Source organism: Endozoicomonas acroporae (genome assembly GCF_002864045.1).
In the GTDB taxonomy this organism is placed as follows: Bacteria; Pseudomonadota; Gammaproteobacteria; order Pseudomonadales; family Endozoicomonadaceae; genus Endozoicomonas; species Endozoicomonas acroporae.
In genome coordinates, this window is sequence record NZ_PJPV01000003.1 from 92,609 (window position 1) to 109,329 (window position 16,721).

The 16,721-nt window shown below is 49.2% G+C and carries 14 protein-coding genes; 6 read left to right on the forward strand and 8 right to left on the reverse strand.

The features are described from left to right. Nucleotides 1-109: 109 nt before the first annotated feature. On the reverse strand, nt 110-1,510 hold the full coding sequence (locus CX664_RS00650) for a hypothetical protein (RefSeq protein WP_101744849.1): 1,401 nt from the start codon (nt 1,508-1,510) through the stop codon (nt 110-112). 252 nt (nt 1,511-1,762) lie between these two features. On the opposite strand from CX664_RS00650, the gene rsuA reads away from it, so the two are divergent. Further along, on the forward strand, nt 1,763-2,464 hold the full coding sequence (gene rsuA / locus CX664_RS00655) for a 16S rRNA pseudouridine(516) synthase RsuA (RefSeq protein WP_101744850.1): 702 nt from the start codon (nt 1,763-1,765) through the stop codon (nt 2,462-2,464). A 78-nt stretch (nt 2,465-2,542) separates the two neighbouring features. On the opposite strand, the gene CX664_RS00660 is transcribed toward rsuA, so the two are convergent. The 5 genes from CX664_RS00660 to CX664_RS00680 form a co-directional block, all read right to left on the reverse strand. Continuing rightward, the gene (locus tag CX664_RS00660; RefSeq protein WP_101744851.1) at nt 2,543-4,639 is read right to left on the reverse strand and encodes an F-box/WD repeat-containing protein; all 2,097 of its coding nucleotides are present in this window, start codon (nt 4,637-4,639) and stop codon (nt 2,543-2,545) included. A gap of 2 nt (nt 4,640-4,641) precedes the next feature. Then, on the reverse strand, nt 4,642-4,992 hold the full coding sequence (locus CX664_RS00665; RefSeq protein WP_101744852.1) for a hypothetical protein: 351 nt from the start codon (nt 4,990-4,992) through the stop codon (nt 4,642-4,644). 400 nt (nt 4,993-5,392) lie between these two features. Then, nucleotides 5,393-7,447, reverse strand: a complete 2,055-nt coding sequence (gene metG, locus CX664_RS00670) for a methionine--tRNA ligase (RefSeq protein ID WP_101744853.1) — start codon at nt 7,445-7,447, stop codon at nt 5,393-5,395. Between the two features lie 247 nt (nt 7,448-7,694). Continuing rightward, entirely contained in the window at nt 7,695-8,393 is a 699-nt protein-coding gene (locus CX664_RS00675) for a hypothetical protein (protein WP_101744854.1), read from the reverse strand. Between the two features lie 483 nt (nt 8,394-8,876). Next, on the reverse strand, nt 8,877-10,754 hold the full coding sequence (locus CX664_RS00680; protein ID WP_101744855.1) for a hypothetical protein: 1,878 nt from the start codon (nt 10,752-10,754) through the stop codon (nt 8,877-8,879). A 502-nt stretch (nt 10,755-11,256) separates the two neighbouring features. Between CX664_RS00680 and CX664_RS00685 the strand changes: the two genes are divergently transcribed. The 3 genes from CX664_RS00685 to apbC all read left to right on the forward strand — a co-directional run bounded on the left by CX664_RS00685 (nt 11,257) and on the right by apbC (nt 13,657). After that, entirely contained in the window at nt 11,257-11,685 is a 429-nt protein-coding gene (locus tag CX664_RS00685) for a DnaT-like ssDNA-binding domain-containing protein (RefSeq protein WP_101744856.1), read from the forward strand. Beyond that, the gene (locus CX664_RS00690; RefSeq protein ID WP_101744857.1) at nt 11,594-12,394 is read left to right on the forward strand and encodes a replication protein P; all 801 of its coding nucleotides are present in this window, start codon (nt 11,594-11,596) and stop codon (nt 12,392-12,394) included. The genes CX664_RS00685 and CX664_RS00690 overlap by 92 nt, the downstream gene beginning before the upstream one ends. Before the next feature lie 171 nt (nt 12,395-12,565). Beyond that, a complete protein-coding gene (gene apbC, locus CX664_RS00695) occupies nt 12,566-13,657 on the forward strand; it encodes an iron-sulfur cluster carrier protein ApbC (protein ID WP_101744858.1) in 1,092 nt (363 codons plus the stop codon). Here apbC and CX664_RS00700 read toward each other — a convergent pair. Beyond that, nucleotides 13,654-14,229, reverse strand: coding sequence for an NAD(P)H-dependent oxidoreductase (locus CX664_RS00700; RefSeq protein WP_101744859.1), 576 nt, complete (start codon nt 14,227-14,229; stop codon nt 13,654-13,656). The genes apbC and CX664_RS00700 overlap by 4 nt on opposite strands. A 72-nt stretch (nt 14,230-14,301) precedes the next feature. On the opposite strand from CX664_RS00700, the gene CX664_RS00705 reads away from it, so the two are divergent. Together CX664_RS00705 and CX664_RS00710 are read left to right on the forward strand one after the other, a co-directional pair. After that, a complete protein-coding gene (locus CX664_RS00705) occupies nt 14,302-15,060 on the forward strand; it encodes a class I SAM-dependent methyltransferase (protein ID WP_163370583.1) in 759 nt (252 codons plus the stop codon). A gap of 102 nt (nt 15,061-15,162) precedes the next feature. Continuing rightward, a complete protein-coding gene (locus CX664_RS00710) occupies nt 15,163-15,651 on the forward strand; it encodes a CBS domain-containing protein (RefSeq protein WP_101744861.1) in 489 nt (162 codons plus the stop codon). Nucleotides 15,652-16,056: 405 nt separating this feature from the next. Here CX664_RS00710 and CX664_RS00715 read toward each other — a convergent pair whose 3' ends face one another. Then, nucleotides 16,057-16,542, reverse strand: a complete 486-nt coding sequence (locus CX664_RS00715) for an OmpA family protein (protein ID WP_101744862.1) — start codon at nt 16,540-16,542, stop codon at nt 16,057-16,059. Nucleotides 16,543-16,721: the final 179 nt, after the last annotated feature.

Below are 16,721 nucleotides of genomic sequence, written 5' to 3' on the forward strand. Positions count from 1 at the left end.
GGATAAATGGTGATGTATTTTATGACTGATGACGTGAAAAGCCAATATGTGAAAATTCATAAATAGTGAGTGGTTTGGAACGTTTAACATGATACGTTCAGGGTTCAGGTTACTGATGGTCAGATGCCTCTGGAGGCAGGGAGCGATTAAGAACGGTTATTTCTGGCTCGACAAGTTCGCTGACGGAGCTCGCTTTAATAATACCTTCATAACCAAATGTACCGGTAATCACGTGTTTTGCCGGTATTTTGGCTGTCAACTGGGCAGGTAAATCCAGGAATTTTAACGATGTTTGCGAATATACTTCTATTTCGCGTCTTTTAATGTCCTTATCGTTGTTTAATCCATCAAACAAGGTATAGTGCGGGTGTACTTGTATCCCGATAGGACTGCATTTTCCATGAAAATATCCGCTGGTTTGTCCATTAAGAAACTTTTTTAAGTAATACCGCCCTCCACCATGCGAAATGTCAATCAGCTGATTTTCGTCCAAAACCATGCCTGTTTCGGATATCTTATCCACCCAGCGTTCATACGTGTCATCCCAGTCTGTTTCCTCCTGAGTCTCTGATGGTTTAATTTCTTTAAGATAACTATCCAGTTCATTGATTAACCACATGCCTATGACCCGACAGGCTTTGCCTGACAACTGGTCGTCATTTGACAATAGGTGTTTGTGAAAGATAACGAAAGCGAGGTATAAATTCTCATGCCGGATGGGAATACCAAAGTTACTGCCTGCTCTTGAGCCGAGAGATGCACAAATATCCATAAATAAATCTTTATTTTGCTTGTATACACAGCGGTGAATGATGTGTTTGACCAGGGTAGCCGTTTCTGGACGGGCTGATTTATCCATAAAATCGCTACTGTCCAGCCAATCCATAATGACCTTGTCTTCCTGATCAGGGAAATCCAGACTGAGTCCCAACGAAACCAGTATTGCCGGGTCAATAGGCTCGGGCTGCATGCTAAGAAAATCTGAGCCTTCACTCAGAAGAGGTATTTGTTTCTTACAGCGTTTAGCTATGTGATCAAACTCATCAGGTAACTCACTCTGGGAATTTTGACTCTCATCGGGAAAGAGGTAGTCGTTCACACGTACGGGGGGCTGTGTTTCAGAATTTTGGAACTCCGGGCGGGCGGGGTTGAAGCTTCGTTTCCACACATTTGACCCACTACCGGAAAGGCTATCAGCGTTAAGTTGAGCAGGTTGGGAGGTGGATACAGACGATGATCTGTCCCTGGGATTGATCCCTTTTGTCAATTGAGTTTCATCTGCTGGTGCTAATTCCTGTACACTTCGCTCCGGTAGTACAGTCGAGAGGCGGTCCTCAGGGGCCTGGCTCTTCAACGGTGATCGTCCTTCTGCAAGGGTGACTTTTCGACCGAGAAAAAAACCAATGATTCCTTTGATTATCCCCTTGATTCCCTTATGAGCTTTATATTCATATTTAAAAGCGTCATAACCTGTCAGTTGAATAGTATCTCCCTTTACCATGACAGCCATAAAATATCCCTATTTTTGGAATGATTGTTATGATAACAACTTTAGTACGGTAGTTAACAAGGTGATAGTTGCTGATGGGTATTTGACCATTAGCTCAATTAACTACTTTTTTGCAAAAAAATGGCGATCAGGTTACCAGGAGCCTGTCGGGCTTATTGATAGGCGCGAATGTTCCCCAGCTCCTTGCATTGTTACTGGCTATAACGCTCCTTTGATATTAACATCCCACTTTTCAGGCATAGTCTTCCCCGAATGCGTTTAGATAAATACCTCTGCGAAAGTACCGAACTCTCACGAGCCAATGCCAAAAAATGTTTGCACCGAGGTGAAGTAACCTGCGATGGCATTGTGGTGAAAAACAGTGCCTTCAAGGTGCCGGATACCTGTGAAGTCCGTTTGCTGGGTGAGCTGGTCAAAGCTCGCGGGCTGCGCTATATCATGCTCAACAAACCCGAAGATACGCTCTGTTCCAATGTGGATGAGGTCTATCCATCGGTTCTCTCGTTGCTGGATATTCCCAAGGCTTATTCACTCCATATCGCTGGCCGCCTGGATGCAGATACGACAGGGCTGGTACTGATTACCGATGATGGGCAATGGTCCCATCGATTGACCTCGCCCGTAAAAGTGTGTGGCAAGTGCTATCGCGTGCAATTAGCCGACCCGCTGCCAGAAGATAAGACCGCAGAACTGATTGAGCGGTTTGCCAGCGGTATTGAATTGAAAGGTGAGAAAGCACCGACCAAGCCTGCCTTACTGGAAGTTCTGACACCCTCAGAGGTGTTGTTGACCATTACTGAGGGTAAATATCATCAGGTTAAGCGTATGTTTGCGGCCATTGGCAATAAAGTGATGAGTCTGCATCGCGAACAGGTTGGGGATATTGCCCTTGATGTATCCCTGAGGCCCGGGGAGTGGCGCTATCTGACTCAGGATGAAATCGTCTCAGTGTGATCGACTGGCCCGGAAGAATAGCAAATAAGCCCTGCTAATGAATGCCACCTCGCCACGGGCGCTATGCTCAGACAGTCTCTAATCATTTAACTGTGGTGCAGCTTGCGGACTTTTTTTGCATGGAGGCGGCAACGGCAAACAGGTAAGTTTTGAGGGCGACGGTGGCGCTAAATCCTTCCCATACAGGCACCAGACTTTAAATTGCGTGGCATCAAGGCTTATGGTGACGATATGGCTGCTGTTGGCATTGAATTCTGCCAGGCCGAGCCGGTATGGGTGGTGCAGGGAGGCTTTTACCTGTAACTCTTTGCGATCAGCCTCAATGCCAATGATCAGAGCTTTGCCGCTACAGTCACAGATGGCAACATGGGAGCCATCGTGGTTAAACTGGCCTGAATGAACCCCGCTTATTGTCACAATACTGCCGATTTGCAACCACTGGCCACTGGCATTACGAGAGTGGATTCTGGCTTGGTGATTGATGCAGTGTTTTAGTGAGTTGTTTCCGGACAGGGTCAAAATTCGGCAGCTATCAGCGCTGAATTGGGTGGAAGTGATTGGACGTTCATGGGTAATGGAACGTTGCTCTGACCAGCTCCTGTGGTCTACATCAAACGCGTAGATTTTCGCCGAGCAATCATCACTGGCTGTTATTATCAGGAGACTATTGGGACTAAAGCGGGCAGATCTAACCCGCCCGGTATGGTGAATAACCGCTTTAAACTGCCAATTGTTGCCGGTGTCACAACTGAAGATTTTGCAGGTATGATCGCTACTGGCCGTCACGACATGTTTGCTGTCAGGGCTGAAGAAAGCTGTCCAAATCCGTTTTGAGTGGGTGATGTCGGCTTTTTTTGTCCAACGGCCATCGGCATTAACGCTGTAAATCGTTGCTGTCTGGCCGCCATTCTGATGATGGCTGACGGTGATGATATGGTTGCCATCCGGGCTGAACCTGGCTGAGAACACCCTGCCATTATGGTTCAGGGTGGTTCTTGTCAGCCATGTGCCGTTGGCAAACTCATGGATTTTTACGGTGTGATCATCGCTGGCAGTCACTAGCAGGCGGCTATCAGGGCTGAATTCAGCTAAATTAACTACCCCCTCATGGGTAATTCTCGCTGTTAATGCCCAGCAGCCAGTTTGATCCACTGAGCAGATGTATGCACTCATATCTTCGCTGGCCGTCACTGCATGGCGACTATCGGGGCTGAAGGCAGCCGATACGATCTCCTTTTCATGGGCAACGAAGAGTTGCCCTGCCCAGCAGTCAGTGGCAGTACGGCTGGAGATTTTTACCGCCCGGTAGCCACAGCTGCTCATCATATGGCGTTTATCAGCGCTGAGGGAGACCGCCCTGACGCAACCCCAGCGTTGAATGGAGATCTCCCTGTGGTCAAGGTTCTTCGCTGACAGGACATGAATTTTTGCACAGCAATCGGCACTGTCACAGTTGGTTACCAGGTAGCTGACATCACTGGGAGTGAGAAGGCACAGGTTGGATTTAAAGGACTTGCACTGAATGTCTGATACTAAAGCCGGGTTAAAGACTGGAAAGTCAAACATGAGTTTAGCCACCCGGTAAAACAGGCGTTGAGGGAACGATGCTATCTTTTCCGGGTTGCAGGCCTCAAGGTCGTCTGTCGCCTCCCCGGCCTGCTGGCTGCAAAGACGGCTGACCAGCACTTCATCCCGGGTAAACTGCATAAGCCAGGCTTTCAGTTTATGTTGACTGATGTTTTTCGCGATCCGGGTGAATTGCTGCTGTTGTGATGTCTCGAACTGTGCGTACCATGCCTGGCTCCTGACGGTCAGAAGCCGGGCGGCTAAATTCCTTAAATCCAGACAGGTTTTTTCTATCGCCACAATATCTCTGTGTGATAAATAACCCAAAATCCGTAATAAAGGTTCACTTGGCATGGCCAGTAATGGAAAGCAGTCCTGGCCAGGAACAATGGTGACATCGTGGCTGGTGCCATTTTCTGTCGGATCATTGGTCTCAGGTAACGGCTCATTTTTGACGGGTACAACCTCAGTTTCTGTTGCCATTTTAGCGATTTTACTGGGCTGTCGATGATCGCATGTAGAATTTGCCTGTCTTTTTTGAGGCGTTACGGTCTCAAAAGCTAAAGCGTTATAGCCATTAGGCAGGCCAACTTTATTATTGGTATTCATCTTTAAAACTTCCAGGGTATGGCGTATGGGTGATCCTGGTTAATGGCGTGATTTAACTCGTGCGGTGGCTTTGAGTCTTCCTGAGGGAACAGAGATTTAATATCTTCGATCGGACGCACATGGAACTGGGTGAGGGTGTTTTGTAAAGGAATATGACAGGTGTCAGCCCTGGAAAAGGTTACCGGAACTTTGTGGAGTTTATCGTTGATTGACTTGCCAGCAAAAAATCGGTAACGGTCTTCCTGGACCTGGAAGACATGTAACAGGAGGTAAGTGTTGCCGGAATTGCTACCGTAAGTCTGCAATTCGAAAGCTGCACCGACATTGTTCGCTGTTATTTTAGGGCTCTGCATACTCTTATTCCGTTAAGCTTGTGATTGGTATGTTGTTGAGTGTCAAACAGCCACCTTTTTAAGACAGGTTTCTGAAGAAAAAGTTCATGGGAACCAGTGTGACCGTGTTGGTAGGATCGGGTTCAGTTTCATTTGCTGAGATCATCTTGTCTGATGCAGCCGGGAAAACGACTGGCTTTCGATGTGCTGATGTTTGAGAACCAACTGATCTGGTTTCGGTCAGCGTGCTGGCTGGACAAAAAGACTGGAGTTTTACCGATTTATCGGGGATCAGGCTCAGCGGTTTGGTATCGACGCCAGGCGAATAAGAAAAGGAGATTCAGCGGAGGTAATCAGCCCGGTGATATGGACGTCAGAGCGCAGCTGTCGGGCTACGCTCTAATTCCATGGCTGAGGACGATTACATCACACGCATGCCAGGCTGGGCACCTTCGTGAGGCTCAAGAATCCACAGATCCTTACCGCCGGGGCCTGCGGCCAAGACCATGCCTTCGCTCACGCCAAACTTCATTTTACGTGGCGCCAGATTGGCCACCATAACCGTATGCTTGCCCACCAGGGCTTCTGGTGCATAGGCAGACTTGATGCCGGCAAAGACATTGCGAGGTTCGGGTTCGCCAATATCCAGGGTCAGACGCAGCAGTTTGCCCGCCCCTTCCACCAGTTCAGCGTTGACAATTCTGGCGATACGCAGATCGACCCTGGCGAAGTCATCAAAGGTGATTTCGTCAGCAACAGGATCTTGCTCTAACCATTCAGAAGAAACAGCAGACGTTTCAGCTGGCTTATTGGATGATTCCATCTGGGCCAGGACCTCCTTACTGGCTTCGATCATGGACGCTACTTTATCGGCTTCGACACGGGTCATCAATGGTTCAAATTTATTGACGTTGTGATCCAGAAGCAGCGTCTGGCTGTCCTGCCAGGTGAGAGGGGCAACATTGAGGAAGGCCTCCGCTTTCACCGTCATGGCTGGCAGTACCGGCTTGAGGTAGATCATCAGCAGTCGGAACAGGTTGATGCCGGTGCTGCAGATGTCATGCAGAATCTGATCCTTGCCCTGTTCTTTGGCAACCACCCATGGCTTCACTTCGTCAATCCAGGCATTGGCTTTGTCTGCCAGCGCCATGATCTCACGCATCGCCTTGCCAAATTCGCGACCTTCATAGTGCCCGGCAATACGCTGTGCCGCTTCCTGGAAGTCGGCAGTGAGTTCCGGTGCACTGTTATCAGAAGAAAGCCTGCCGCCAAAACGCTTATTGATAAAACCGGCATTACGGCTGGCAATATTGACCACTTTGCCCACCAGATCCGAGTTTACCCGTTGGATAAAGTCATCGGTATTCAGGTCAAGGTCGTCAATACGGTTGGAGAGTTTGGCGGCGTAGTAATAACGCAGATACTCAGGGTCCAGGTGTTCCAGGTAAGTCCGGGCGGTGATGAATGTGCCACGGGACTTGGACATCTTTTCCCCGTTGACGGTCAGATAACCATGCACATTCACACGGGTTGGGGTGCGATAGTTGGTACCATGGAGCATGGCTGGCCAGAACAGGCAGTGGAAGTTGACAATGTCTTTGCCAATAAAGTGGTGTACCTCGCACTGGCTGTCTTTTTGCCAGTATTCATCAAAGTTCAGGTCATCGCGGCGCTGGCAGAGGTTTTCAAATGCCGCCATATAACCAATGGGCGCATCCAGCCATACATAGAAGTATTTACCGGTTTCTCCGGGGATTTCAAAGCCGAAGTAAGGCGCATCACGGGAGATGTCCCAGTCCTGCAGGCCGGCATCCAGCCACTCCGCCAGTTTGTTGGCAATTTCCTCGGAGATGGTGCCAGAGCGGGTCCACTGCTTCAGGAAGTCAGCAAAATCCGAGAGTTTAAAGAAGAAATGCTCACTCTCTTTGTCAACGGGGGCGGCACCGGAAATGGCTGACCGGGCGTTTTTCAGTTCCGCCGGTGAGTAGGTCGCTCCACAGGCTTCACAGTTGTCGCCATACTGACCAGAGGCACCACATTTCGGGCAGTCACCCTTGATGTAACGGTCGGCCAGAAACATCTGTTTCTCAGGATCATAAGCCTGAATGATATTGCGACTGACAATATGGCCCTTTTCCTTCAGAGCCAGGTAAATCGCTTCTGAGAGCTTGCGGTTTTCTTGTGAGTGGGTGGAGTGGTAATTATCAAACGCCACATGGAACTCGCCAAAATCGCGAATCCGTTCGATGTTAATGCGAGCTACGGACTCTTCCGGTGAAATGCCCTGTTTTTCCGCATGGAGGCTGATGGCAGTGCCGTGGGCGTCATCAGCACAAACGTAGGTGCATTGGTTGCCAGACAGTTTCTGGAAACGAACCCAGATATCAGTCTGGATATATTCCACCAGATGCCCCATATGCAAAGGGCCGTTGGCATAGGGAAGGGCACTGGTGACAAGTATTTTGCGTTGGCTCATGCGATTCTGTCTTGATGGTCGGATAAAAAAACGGGAATGCGGCATTATACAAACTGTCTATAGGAAAGCCTATTCGGAACAGTCCTGCGTTAGCCTGGCATTAATTGGAAGGCGAGGCACTAAGAAGTGAGGCAAAGACGTTCTATCCGGCCCCGAACCGTTTTCGACCTCGTTCATAACCCCTGCCCCTGAAAATGGCATGTCCAGGGGCAAGATCGGTTCGGGTAAATTAACTGCAGAATGGGTATTAGGGTTTACTCAACTGCTGTCGAGGCTGGACATCATAAACAGCTAACATCCTTAACACGTTTGCCAGGTTTTTATAGTCCATTTCCTCAGGGCCTTCTGATGGCTGAGGCTCGGGAGAGTCAGGTCCCTCAGTTGACTGCAAACGACGTAATTGCTCATTTTTGACGGGTAAAACTTCAGATTCTGGTATTTTTTTAGGAGTTTTGCTGTTTTGTAAAGGATCGTCTGTAGAATTTTCCGGCCATTCTTGACCGTGTTGTAGGGCGTAATCTCTACTTATTGCCTCCTTAACAGCGGCTTGACATTGACCCTCGCCATGGAGTTCGTTATACCTGCGAAAGTCGATATAGTTATTCTTTATGTAGACCTCGACAAGCCTTCCTTTGATATATCTAAAAGAGGGTCGATGCTCATCAGAAGCCAGGTTCTGAGCCTCCTGGTCACTCAAAACCCAAGTTGAGCTTTTATCCATAAGTTCTTTTATTTCCGGGAAATAATTATTACGACCAGTAGCAAATTCGTAAAGGCACTGAAGCAGTATCGCCCTGTCAATCCCTACAACACAGACCTTATGTCCAGCAAAGGAACCAGGTTGAGCTGGGCCATCATCTCTACCGCTTTTACCTGATGCCTCTGAGGGGTCCAATGTTGGGACCTGCGAGGAAGGATTCGAAAGTGATAATCCAGAAGAAAACATAAATACTCCTTTAATCAATAATTGTTATTAAAGGAAACGGCACAGAATGATTAACGTGGCCGTTTCGCAAAGGAACGCAATGAAATAAATCACCAGGAGGCTGTCCGAGAATAGCGCCCGTCCAGGCGACCCCGTAGCGAGGACGACAAAAAATTGAGGATAAAAACTCGGTTTTGTGAGGTGAATAGCGGGGCTATTTGCCGAACACAAGCGGATTTTTAGACCAATTTGCTGTCGCCGCACGACTGCATGGATGCAGGAGCAAGAGCAGCGCAAGAGCAGTTACCGCGTAGAGCAGACTGATCTCGGACAGCCTCCTGGGGAGATATTATGAAATGCGAACTACTTTAGTTAGAGTTCACTCTTCGTGGAAAGTTCCATCGTTGACGATAATCATTTATCTCCCTGCTGGTTAACTACTTTTTGGTGTTCCTGAATATCTGGTCAGTCCTTTGACATCAGATTTCAGGAAAATAACAACGTTTAGTAGGAATCCGACTCGGCTTCAGCGTTTTTCAGTTGATCAAGCAGTGATGCTGTTTTTTGCTCATAGGCTGAAGTTGCAGCAGAATCTTGACGTTCCACGTTCCTGGTCCCTGGCACATCCACTGAAATCGTTCTTTTGCTATCAGGAAGATCTTCTATCACAGAGTTGATTTCGGCCCGTATGGGGTACTGACTTTTATACCCCGAGCTTTTAAATTTGCTGATTTCAGCATTCATACGCTGTTGAATAACCTCCAGGGTTGTGTCTGGCGAAAACGTCTGTTTGTAAACTTCGTAATGTCTCCTTTGGTACTCGTAGGTGATTTTAATACTGCGAGTGCGAGGTCCGTCAGATAATTCCGATGGCGTACCCACGGTTGCTGCTTTTTTTGCTCCAATAACAGACTTTGCCGGACTGGAAATGGATGCCGACCCGCTTCTCAATGGTTCTGCCTGCGGTTTTTGTGTTTCTGTTTGAACGGAGGAGGAGCGATTTTGTTCCACCGATGCGGCCCATCTAACCGACTTTTTTCTGGCTGTTGGCACTACGGTATCCTGAGCACTGGTGCCCTGATTGGTGTCCAGTCTTTCAGGTGTTTTTTTTGCTGGTTTAAGGTGGGGGTTGGCCACAGATACAACACTTATTGTGAGTTTCTTGTAGGCAGGCTTTTCTTTTTGCATTGATTCAGAGGTTAGCTGAATATCATCCTCATTTTTAGGGCTCAATTTGGCTTCAGCCAAACTGTCAGTCTCTGTGGCAGAATCACTCAACGATGGGAGCACTGAGGCTTTATCCGGTTGGGTGCCCGTTTTCTCAGGTGTGTCATTGATTGCTGTTGCATCGTCCTCTTCTTTATCCGCCCCGCTGATTTCCAACTCAACCACTTTACTTTCAAGGCTGTGCGTTATGGTTTGGGTAATCGGATTCTGATCTGTTGCTGGTGGTCCGGTTGTGATATCCATAAGCGACAGATAACTCGCAGAATCTCTGGTTATGATTTCATCTTCGAGATGACCACTATCGTCACTGCCGCTGGTTTCAGGCCCTGATTGATACTGTTCTTGATTGAAAAACTCATGAGTGGTTACAAACTGCTCCACGGCACTTCCTGGTGATCTCTGGTCTGTCTCTACATCAACTGGATATTCCTGAATTTCATAAACACCTTCTATAGAAGATGCGGAAGAGGAAGTACTAAGTTGGCCGTCCTGTGAGAGCTGGTTTTGTAAAGCGCTGCCCGTTGAGCCTGATAGTGCTTCCGCAGTGTCGGCATCAGGCTGTTGAAATGGTAAGGCAGCAGCTGGATCATCCAGAACGGTCAGTCCCGCCCGTGTTTCTGATGATGTCGGCCCAGTGATGTGCGGTTCAGTGATTTGTGTTTCGAGGCTCTGTTGGAGTATCGGTTTAATTTCAGTTGCCCTGGCCTGTTGGGGCGGGTGGCTGCTGAGGGGGAATTGAGGCTGATCAGTACGATGCTCCCGTTTAGTGGAGGTTAAACGTGGCAGCGACGCTGTGTGTCCTTCTAATAAAATCCTTAAACGTTCAGCCTGTTCGTCTGCCCTGGCGATAAGGGCAGAAAACGACTGGCTGGTGCTCTCCTTATTGGTGTTCAGGGTGAAAGCTGACTGATAGTGTTGATCCGGGATTTTTCGCTTTCTGGTCGGAAGCTGTTTGGCATGTTCCTCTGCTGAGGGATGCAGGTGAGAAGAGAGTTGCAGAGTATCAGAATCAGGCGAGAATTTATCAGTCTTCATGCCGTGGTAAAGCGTTTTTGCTTCTTCCCGGGACGACGCAGTGGCCGAATGGGGGAGGTTCTGCTCACGGGGACTGTGGATTGTATGATCGTAACCTGAACCTGGGTATTGTAGGTCCATTCTCACTCTCCTGATTAAAAAACCTCCTCTTCAGATCATTGAGACCGTTTGAAAGTTTCCTGGGTTGACTATTTTATCGCTAAGTGAATGTTCGTATTTTTTAATTCTTTTGAAATCAGGGCGCTAATTTTTGCAACTGATAATTATATTAGTGATCTACGGCCGTACAAATATGGTTTTGTATCATGAATTTTTTAATTATTTTTCGAGGCAATCGTTGATAAAATAATGTCAGCAAGACATGGGCTTACATTCATCAGGAGACCCTTGGGCCTCACAAGCACTCTGGTTCGAGTGCGCTAATTGGTCATGAGCCAGTGCTGATGGTTTTTGTGTCCTTTACTCATTGCCATGTCATGGCTTCAGCAGCAAACTTCCCTGTCCGGGCTGACGATGGTTATTCCTGTGTCGCTTTTTCTGCGTTGACGAAACCGTATGGCAAACAGGGTGATATCATTGATCAAGCTAGACCAGAAACGGGAAGGCAGGTATTGTTGATTACATGACTGACGAGAACAAACATTATATTCGCCGGCGCAATGCGGGCGCATTACCCTGGGAAATTGAGCCGGATACCCGCAAGCAGGAAGAGCATCCTGTGTTTGGTCAGGCTCAGCCTGTCATCCGGGAGGGTGCCCGGGTTCAGCCTTTGCCGGAAGATTTTGCTCCATCCCAGGAAATTCTGGAGTTTCTCCAGGCCCATCAGGGCATACCTCTGGAATTTATTGCTACCCAGCTGGTTGATTTCAAGTTGTACTGGCATGAAACGGGTGAGGCGCGAAAAGCCTGGCAGAACAAGTTCAAATCCCACGTCATTTACCAGTGGAAGCGGAATCAAAGTGAAACAGGGCAAAGATCTCATCGATCAACAGCTGAAAAGCTTACAGACCGGAGCTGGGACGACGGCTTCCAGTTCGAAGACGGCGAGTGATCAGCGCTCCATCGCTCAACAAGCGCCTGCGGCCTGTGATCCGTCAGCGTCTGGCCCTGGTACGCAACAGGCCCGTTCCGGGGCCGATCATGTTGATGCCATTAATGCGGTTTTCACGCTACTGGAAGATGCTTATCCCCTGAAGTTCAAGCGGGCTTTCCAAACCCATGAAGATATCATCCGTGCCAAGCGGGTCTGGAAAAACTCTCTGCAGGAATTCAGCCCCCGTCGTATTTTGATGGCGGCAAAAAAGGTGCTTGATACCGCTAAATTTTTTCCCGATCTCAGTGATATCCGTGAGCTGTGCAAGCTGCGATACGATGAAGTGGGGTTAAAAGAGCCCTTGCAGGCTTATTATGAGGCCTGTTACGCCCCGCAGCAGCACAGGGACTATCCATGGTCGCATATTGCGGTCTATCTTGCCGCCCGTGAAACCGGTTGGATGATGCTGCGCAGTGAGGAACAACGGATCGCTTTTCCGGTATTTGAGCGAAACTATGAAATACTCTGCAACCGGGTACTGGAAGGTGAAGATCTGGAGGCCAGTATCCTGAAAGGGATTGAAGATAGTCGCAGCAAAGAAGTCACTCGTCTGGCAGAAGAGGCAGCGCAACAGCATCAGCGGGAGACGATGATTTCCCAGGGTATTGATCCGGATAATGGGGCATCAGCCCGGGATCGGTTAAGGACAGTGTTTGACCAGGGCTGATACTGAATCATCCCTGATGCAATGCAGGGAGCCCTGAACTTTACGAATCCACTGAACAGTATTGGCAGTAAATCCTGTGCGGTGATGTGCGCGCAAAGCTTGCCTCTTGAATTTCTCTCCTCAAACCCTCATTAAACCGAATATTATTTTCCCGCCGACTGGAGTGTGGCCATGAATCCAAGCCGAGCCGATATTGAGGCGGCGATCCGCAGCTATCAGGACCCTTACCTGAAAAACAATTTGCTGGATGCTGGCTGTCTTGAAGCCCTGAACATTGACCATGGCAACGTCAGCGCTTCACTGGTGCTGGGTTACCCGGCCAAAGGCCTGTGTCATGGTGTGGCCCAGATGCTGGCCAGTAAAATCGAAGATGTTGATGGTGTTGCGTCGGTGGATGTTTCGGTCAACTGGCAAGTGGATCCGGCCCCGGTTCAGGGTGAGCTGGAAACCATGGCCGGTGTGAAGAACATCATTGCCGTGGCTTCCGGTAAAGGTGGAGTGGGTAAATCCACCACCGCAGCAAATCTGGCACTGGCACTGGCGGCAGAAGGTGCGCGAGTGGGTATTCTGGATGCCGATATCTATGGCCCGAGTATGGGGCAGATGTTTGGTATTGCCGATGGCACCCGGCCGGATGTGAAGAATGAGAAATTTTTCGTGCCCATTGAGGCCCATGGTATCCAGGTGATGTCCATGGCGTTTCTGGTGACCGAAGATACCCCTGTGGTATGGCGTGGCCCCATGGTCAGTGGTGCCCTGATTCAGTTACTGACTCAGACGATGTGGCATGACCTGGATTACCTGGTGATTGACCTGCCTCCGGGCACCGGTGACATTCAATTAACCCTGGCTCAGAAAATTCCGGTTTCCGGCAGTGTGGTGGTGACAACACCTCAGGATCTGGCGCTGATTGATGCCCGAAAAGGTGTGGAGATGTTCCGCAAGGTCGGTGTGCCTGTTCTGGGCGTGGTGGAAAATATGGCGGTTCATATCTGCTCAAACTGTGGCCATACCGAGCATTTGTTCGGTGAAGGTGGGGGAAGCCGTATCGCTGAGCAGTTTGCAATCGACCTTTTGGGCTCCCTGCCCCTCTCCATGATGATTCGTGAACAGGCAGACCAGGGTGCGCCTACGGTTGTTTCTGAACCAGAATCACAGATCGCCATGATCTACCGGGATATGGCCAGGCACATGACGGCAAAACTGTGGTTACGCCATCAGCAGGCCCCGGCCGTGCCATCCCTGTCAGTGGTGGATGACTAAAAATATTTAATTTTCTGGCGGACTTTGTCCAGAAACTGGCTTAACCGGGGTTTGGCAATCTTATCCATGCGGTACAGGGTCAGCCAGTCAATATCCCTGCATTGGGTGACGGCCTTCAGGCTCAGTTTCATCATTTTGCGGGGTGGGTTACCGATCAGGGCCATCCGCCAGCGGGATGCGCCCTGGGTGGTAATGATCAGAATCTTCTTCAGGTTGGTTAGCTTTGGCTTTACCCCATCCGGGCCAAAATCGGCCACGACCGAGGGAAGCCAGACTCGATCCAGCCAGCCCTTCAGGATTGCCGGCGGTCCCATCCACCAGGTGGGATAGATCATGATCAGGGCTTCAGCCCATTGCAGTTGTTGCACATAGTTCTCAACGGTAGCGGTGTTGTCCCTGTCCTTATAGGTTCTTCGCTCGGCGGTGCTCATTCTGGGCTCAAAATTTTCCTGATAGAGATCCAGCGTTTGTACCTCAAATGATTTTGCCCGCAGCTCATCAGACACCACCTGCAAGATGCTGGCGTTGTAACTCTCAGGAACCGGGTGGGCAAAGACAACCAGTGTTTTCATGCAAGCATTCACTCCATGCCTTTATTAGTCTGGCCTGATTGTAACGTTTATTGAATGGGGCGTAACTGCTGTGTGTTCGTCTATGCTTGGTTGATTACCCGCTCTGAACAGACTAACAGGATGGACAATTTCTTCCAGCAGTGGCGTACCTATCGAACCGTTGTTGACCAGGGCTACATGGGGCACAACAGTATTGCTGACAATATCCTCAGGCAGATAGAGCCGCTGTCGCAAGGTTTGGATATTCTTGATCTGGGCTGTGGCGATGCCGAGGTGTTTTTCCAGCTGCTACCGGAGCTGACGGTCAATGTGTATCGGGGCGTTGATAGTTCTGCTGCGGCTCTTGAGGTTTTGACCCGGCGTTTTAACGGCAGGGATGTTGCGTTTCAACTTGACTGTCAGGATATGATGGATTTTTTATCGTCCTGTGATGGTCAGTTTGACATTATTCTCGCCGGGTTTTGTATCCATCATCTGTCGTTTGATGACAAAAAACGGTGCCTGGAGATGGCTTATCGCTGTCTTCGTGAGCATGGGGTGATGTTTATCTACGATGTATTTTTACAGCCCGGCGAATCCAGGCAGAGATACCTTGCAAATTATCTGGCTTATATGCATTCCAACTGGACAGCCATGTCAGTTCGCGAGTTGGAGGCATTGAGTGCTCATATTACGGACTGTGACTTTCCGGAAGAGGTGCAGACGTTTCGGCAATGGTCAGAAGACGCCGGTTTTAAACAGGTCAGCAACCTGTGGGAAGGGGAGTGGCATTCCCATAAGCTGCTTCAGCTTAAACGGGGTGATGGCACAGTGGCGGTTACTTCACCCTGAATATTGATCTGGGTCAACCTATATATTGATCTGGGTCAAGATAGTGGTTTACCGCAATAGGCCATACTGATCCCGACAGTGTTTCTTCCGGGAGCCAGGGATATGAATAATGACAACCCCTTAGTTAGCATGACGGCTGAACAAATCATGTGTCAGAAGGTGATGACTGTTCCCTCTGACTGGTCAGTGGATCGGCTGGCGCGCTTTTTGACGGATAAGGCCATTTCCGGTGCGCCGGTGGTGAATAATGCCGGACAGTTGATTGGCGTCGTGTCATTTTCCGATATTGTTCGGCAGGCAGGCAGTGGTCTGGTTGATCTGGCCAGGCGGGATGATGATTTTTACAGCACCATGATCGATGATTCACTGTCACCGGAAGATCAGCGCTCTTTTCATGATCTGGTGGATCAGTCCGTTCTGGTCAATGATATTATGACGCCGATGGTGTTTGAAGTGTCTCCGGATACACCGCTGATCCACGTCGCTGAAGCGATGGTTAAAGGGCGTATTCACCGGGTTATGGTCACCAGGGATCGCTCACTGAAGGGGGTGATCAGTGCGCTGGATCTGTTGAAGGTGATGACGCTTTAGTGCATTAAGCGTTGATACCCATACCGTTCGTGCTGAGGCTTGTCGAAGTACGGTGGCACCATCCTTCGACAAGCTCAGGATGAACGGGGTGTACGGGTATTAACGCTTTGCTGCACTAGTGCATGGTTTCAATGAGTTTGACGTGTACAATCTCCGTTCACCCTGAGCGGAGTCGAAGGGTGCTTGGCACAATCTATCAGAGTCCGGAGTTTCCGCCCTTCGACAGGCTCAGGACGAACGGAGTGCGGAGGCACGACAACCCGTCAAACGCATTGAAACCATGTACTAGGTGTTTGCGGAGTATTGCTCCTGCATTTCCAGGATACTGTACATAAAAAAAGGTACCGGTTGACCGGTACCTTTTTGAAGATCGCTAACCGTGTAGTCCAATCAAATCAGAAACGATTAACGAAAGATCCTCATTTCAACCCGACGATTCTGCGAACGGTCGTTTCCTTTGCTGTTGAGGGTAGCGGGGCTGTGTTTGCCTTTACCCGACGTTGTAATACGTTCTTCTTCGATACCTTTATGCATCAGGTACGCTTTTACCGCGAGGGCCCGACTCTCAGAAAGATTCTGGTTTGCCCGGCTTGAACCAATTTTGCAGGTATAGCCCGTGAGTTCGATACGCCTGGAGTCACCCATGTGTTCTGCCACGGTATCCAGTAACTTACGATCCTCCATATCAAGAACCGAAGTTCCAAAATCAAAATATATGGCCTTGGGCGGCTTTTCCGCAAAAGCACAGAAGGGGCCAAAATCACAGTCGAAAATGCTATTGGTTGATTGGTAATCACTGGCGGCCATTTCACTGCTGGTTTGCTTTAAGCCGCAGGCTGTTGTCAGAAGGGCTGCTGTCAGAAGGGCGGTTATTTTGAGTTGCCTTATCATGGTAATTCTCCATCCATGGTGTTTAGTGATGTTTGATTCCCTTTTATGGGAATTTCTACTGAGTATAGTGCTGTGCTTTCCCGTTGCAGGGCCTGTTGGGAAATCTTTTGGGCAGGTGTCAGTAAGACTGATTTTTGACAGACTGTGCGGGCTTTCAGGGATGAGCGGCAGGACGCAGG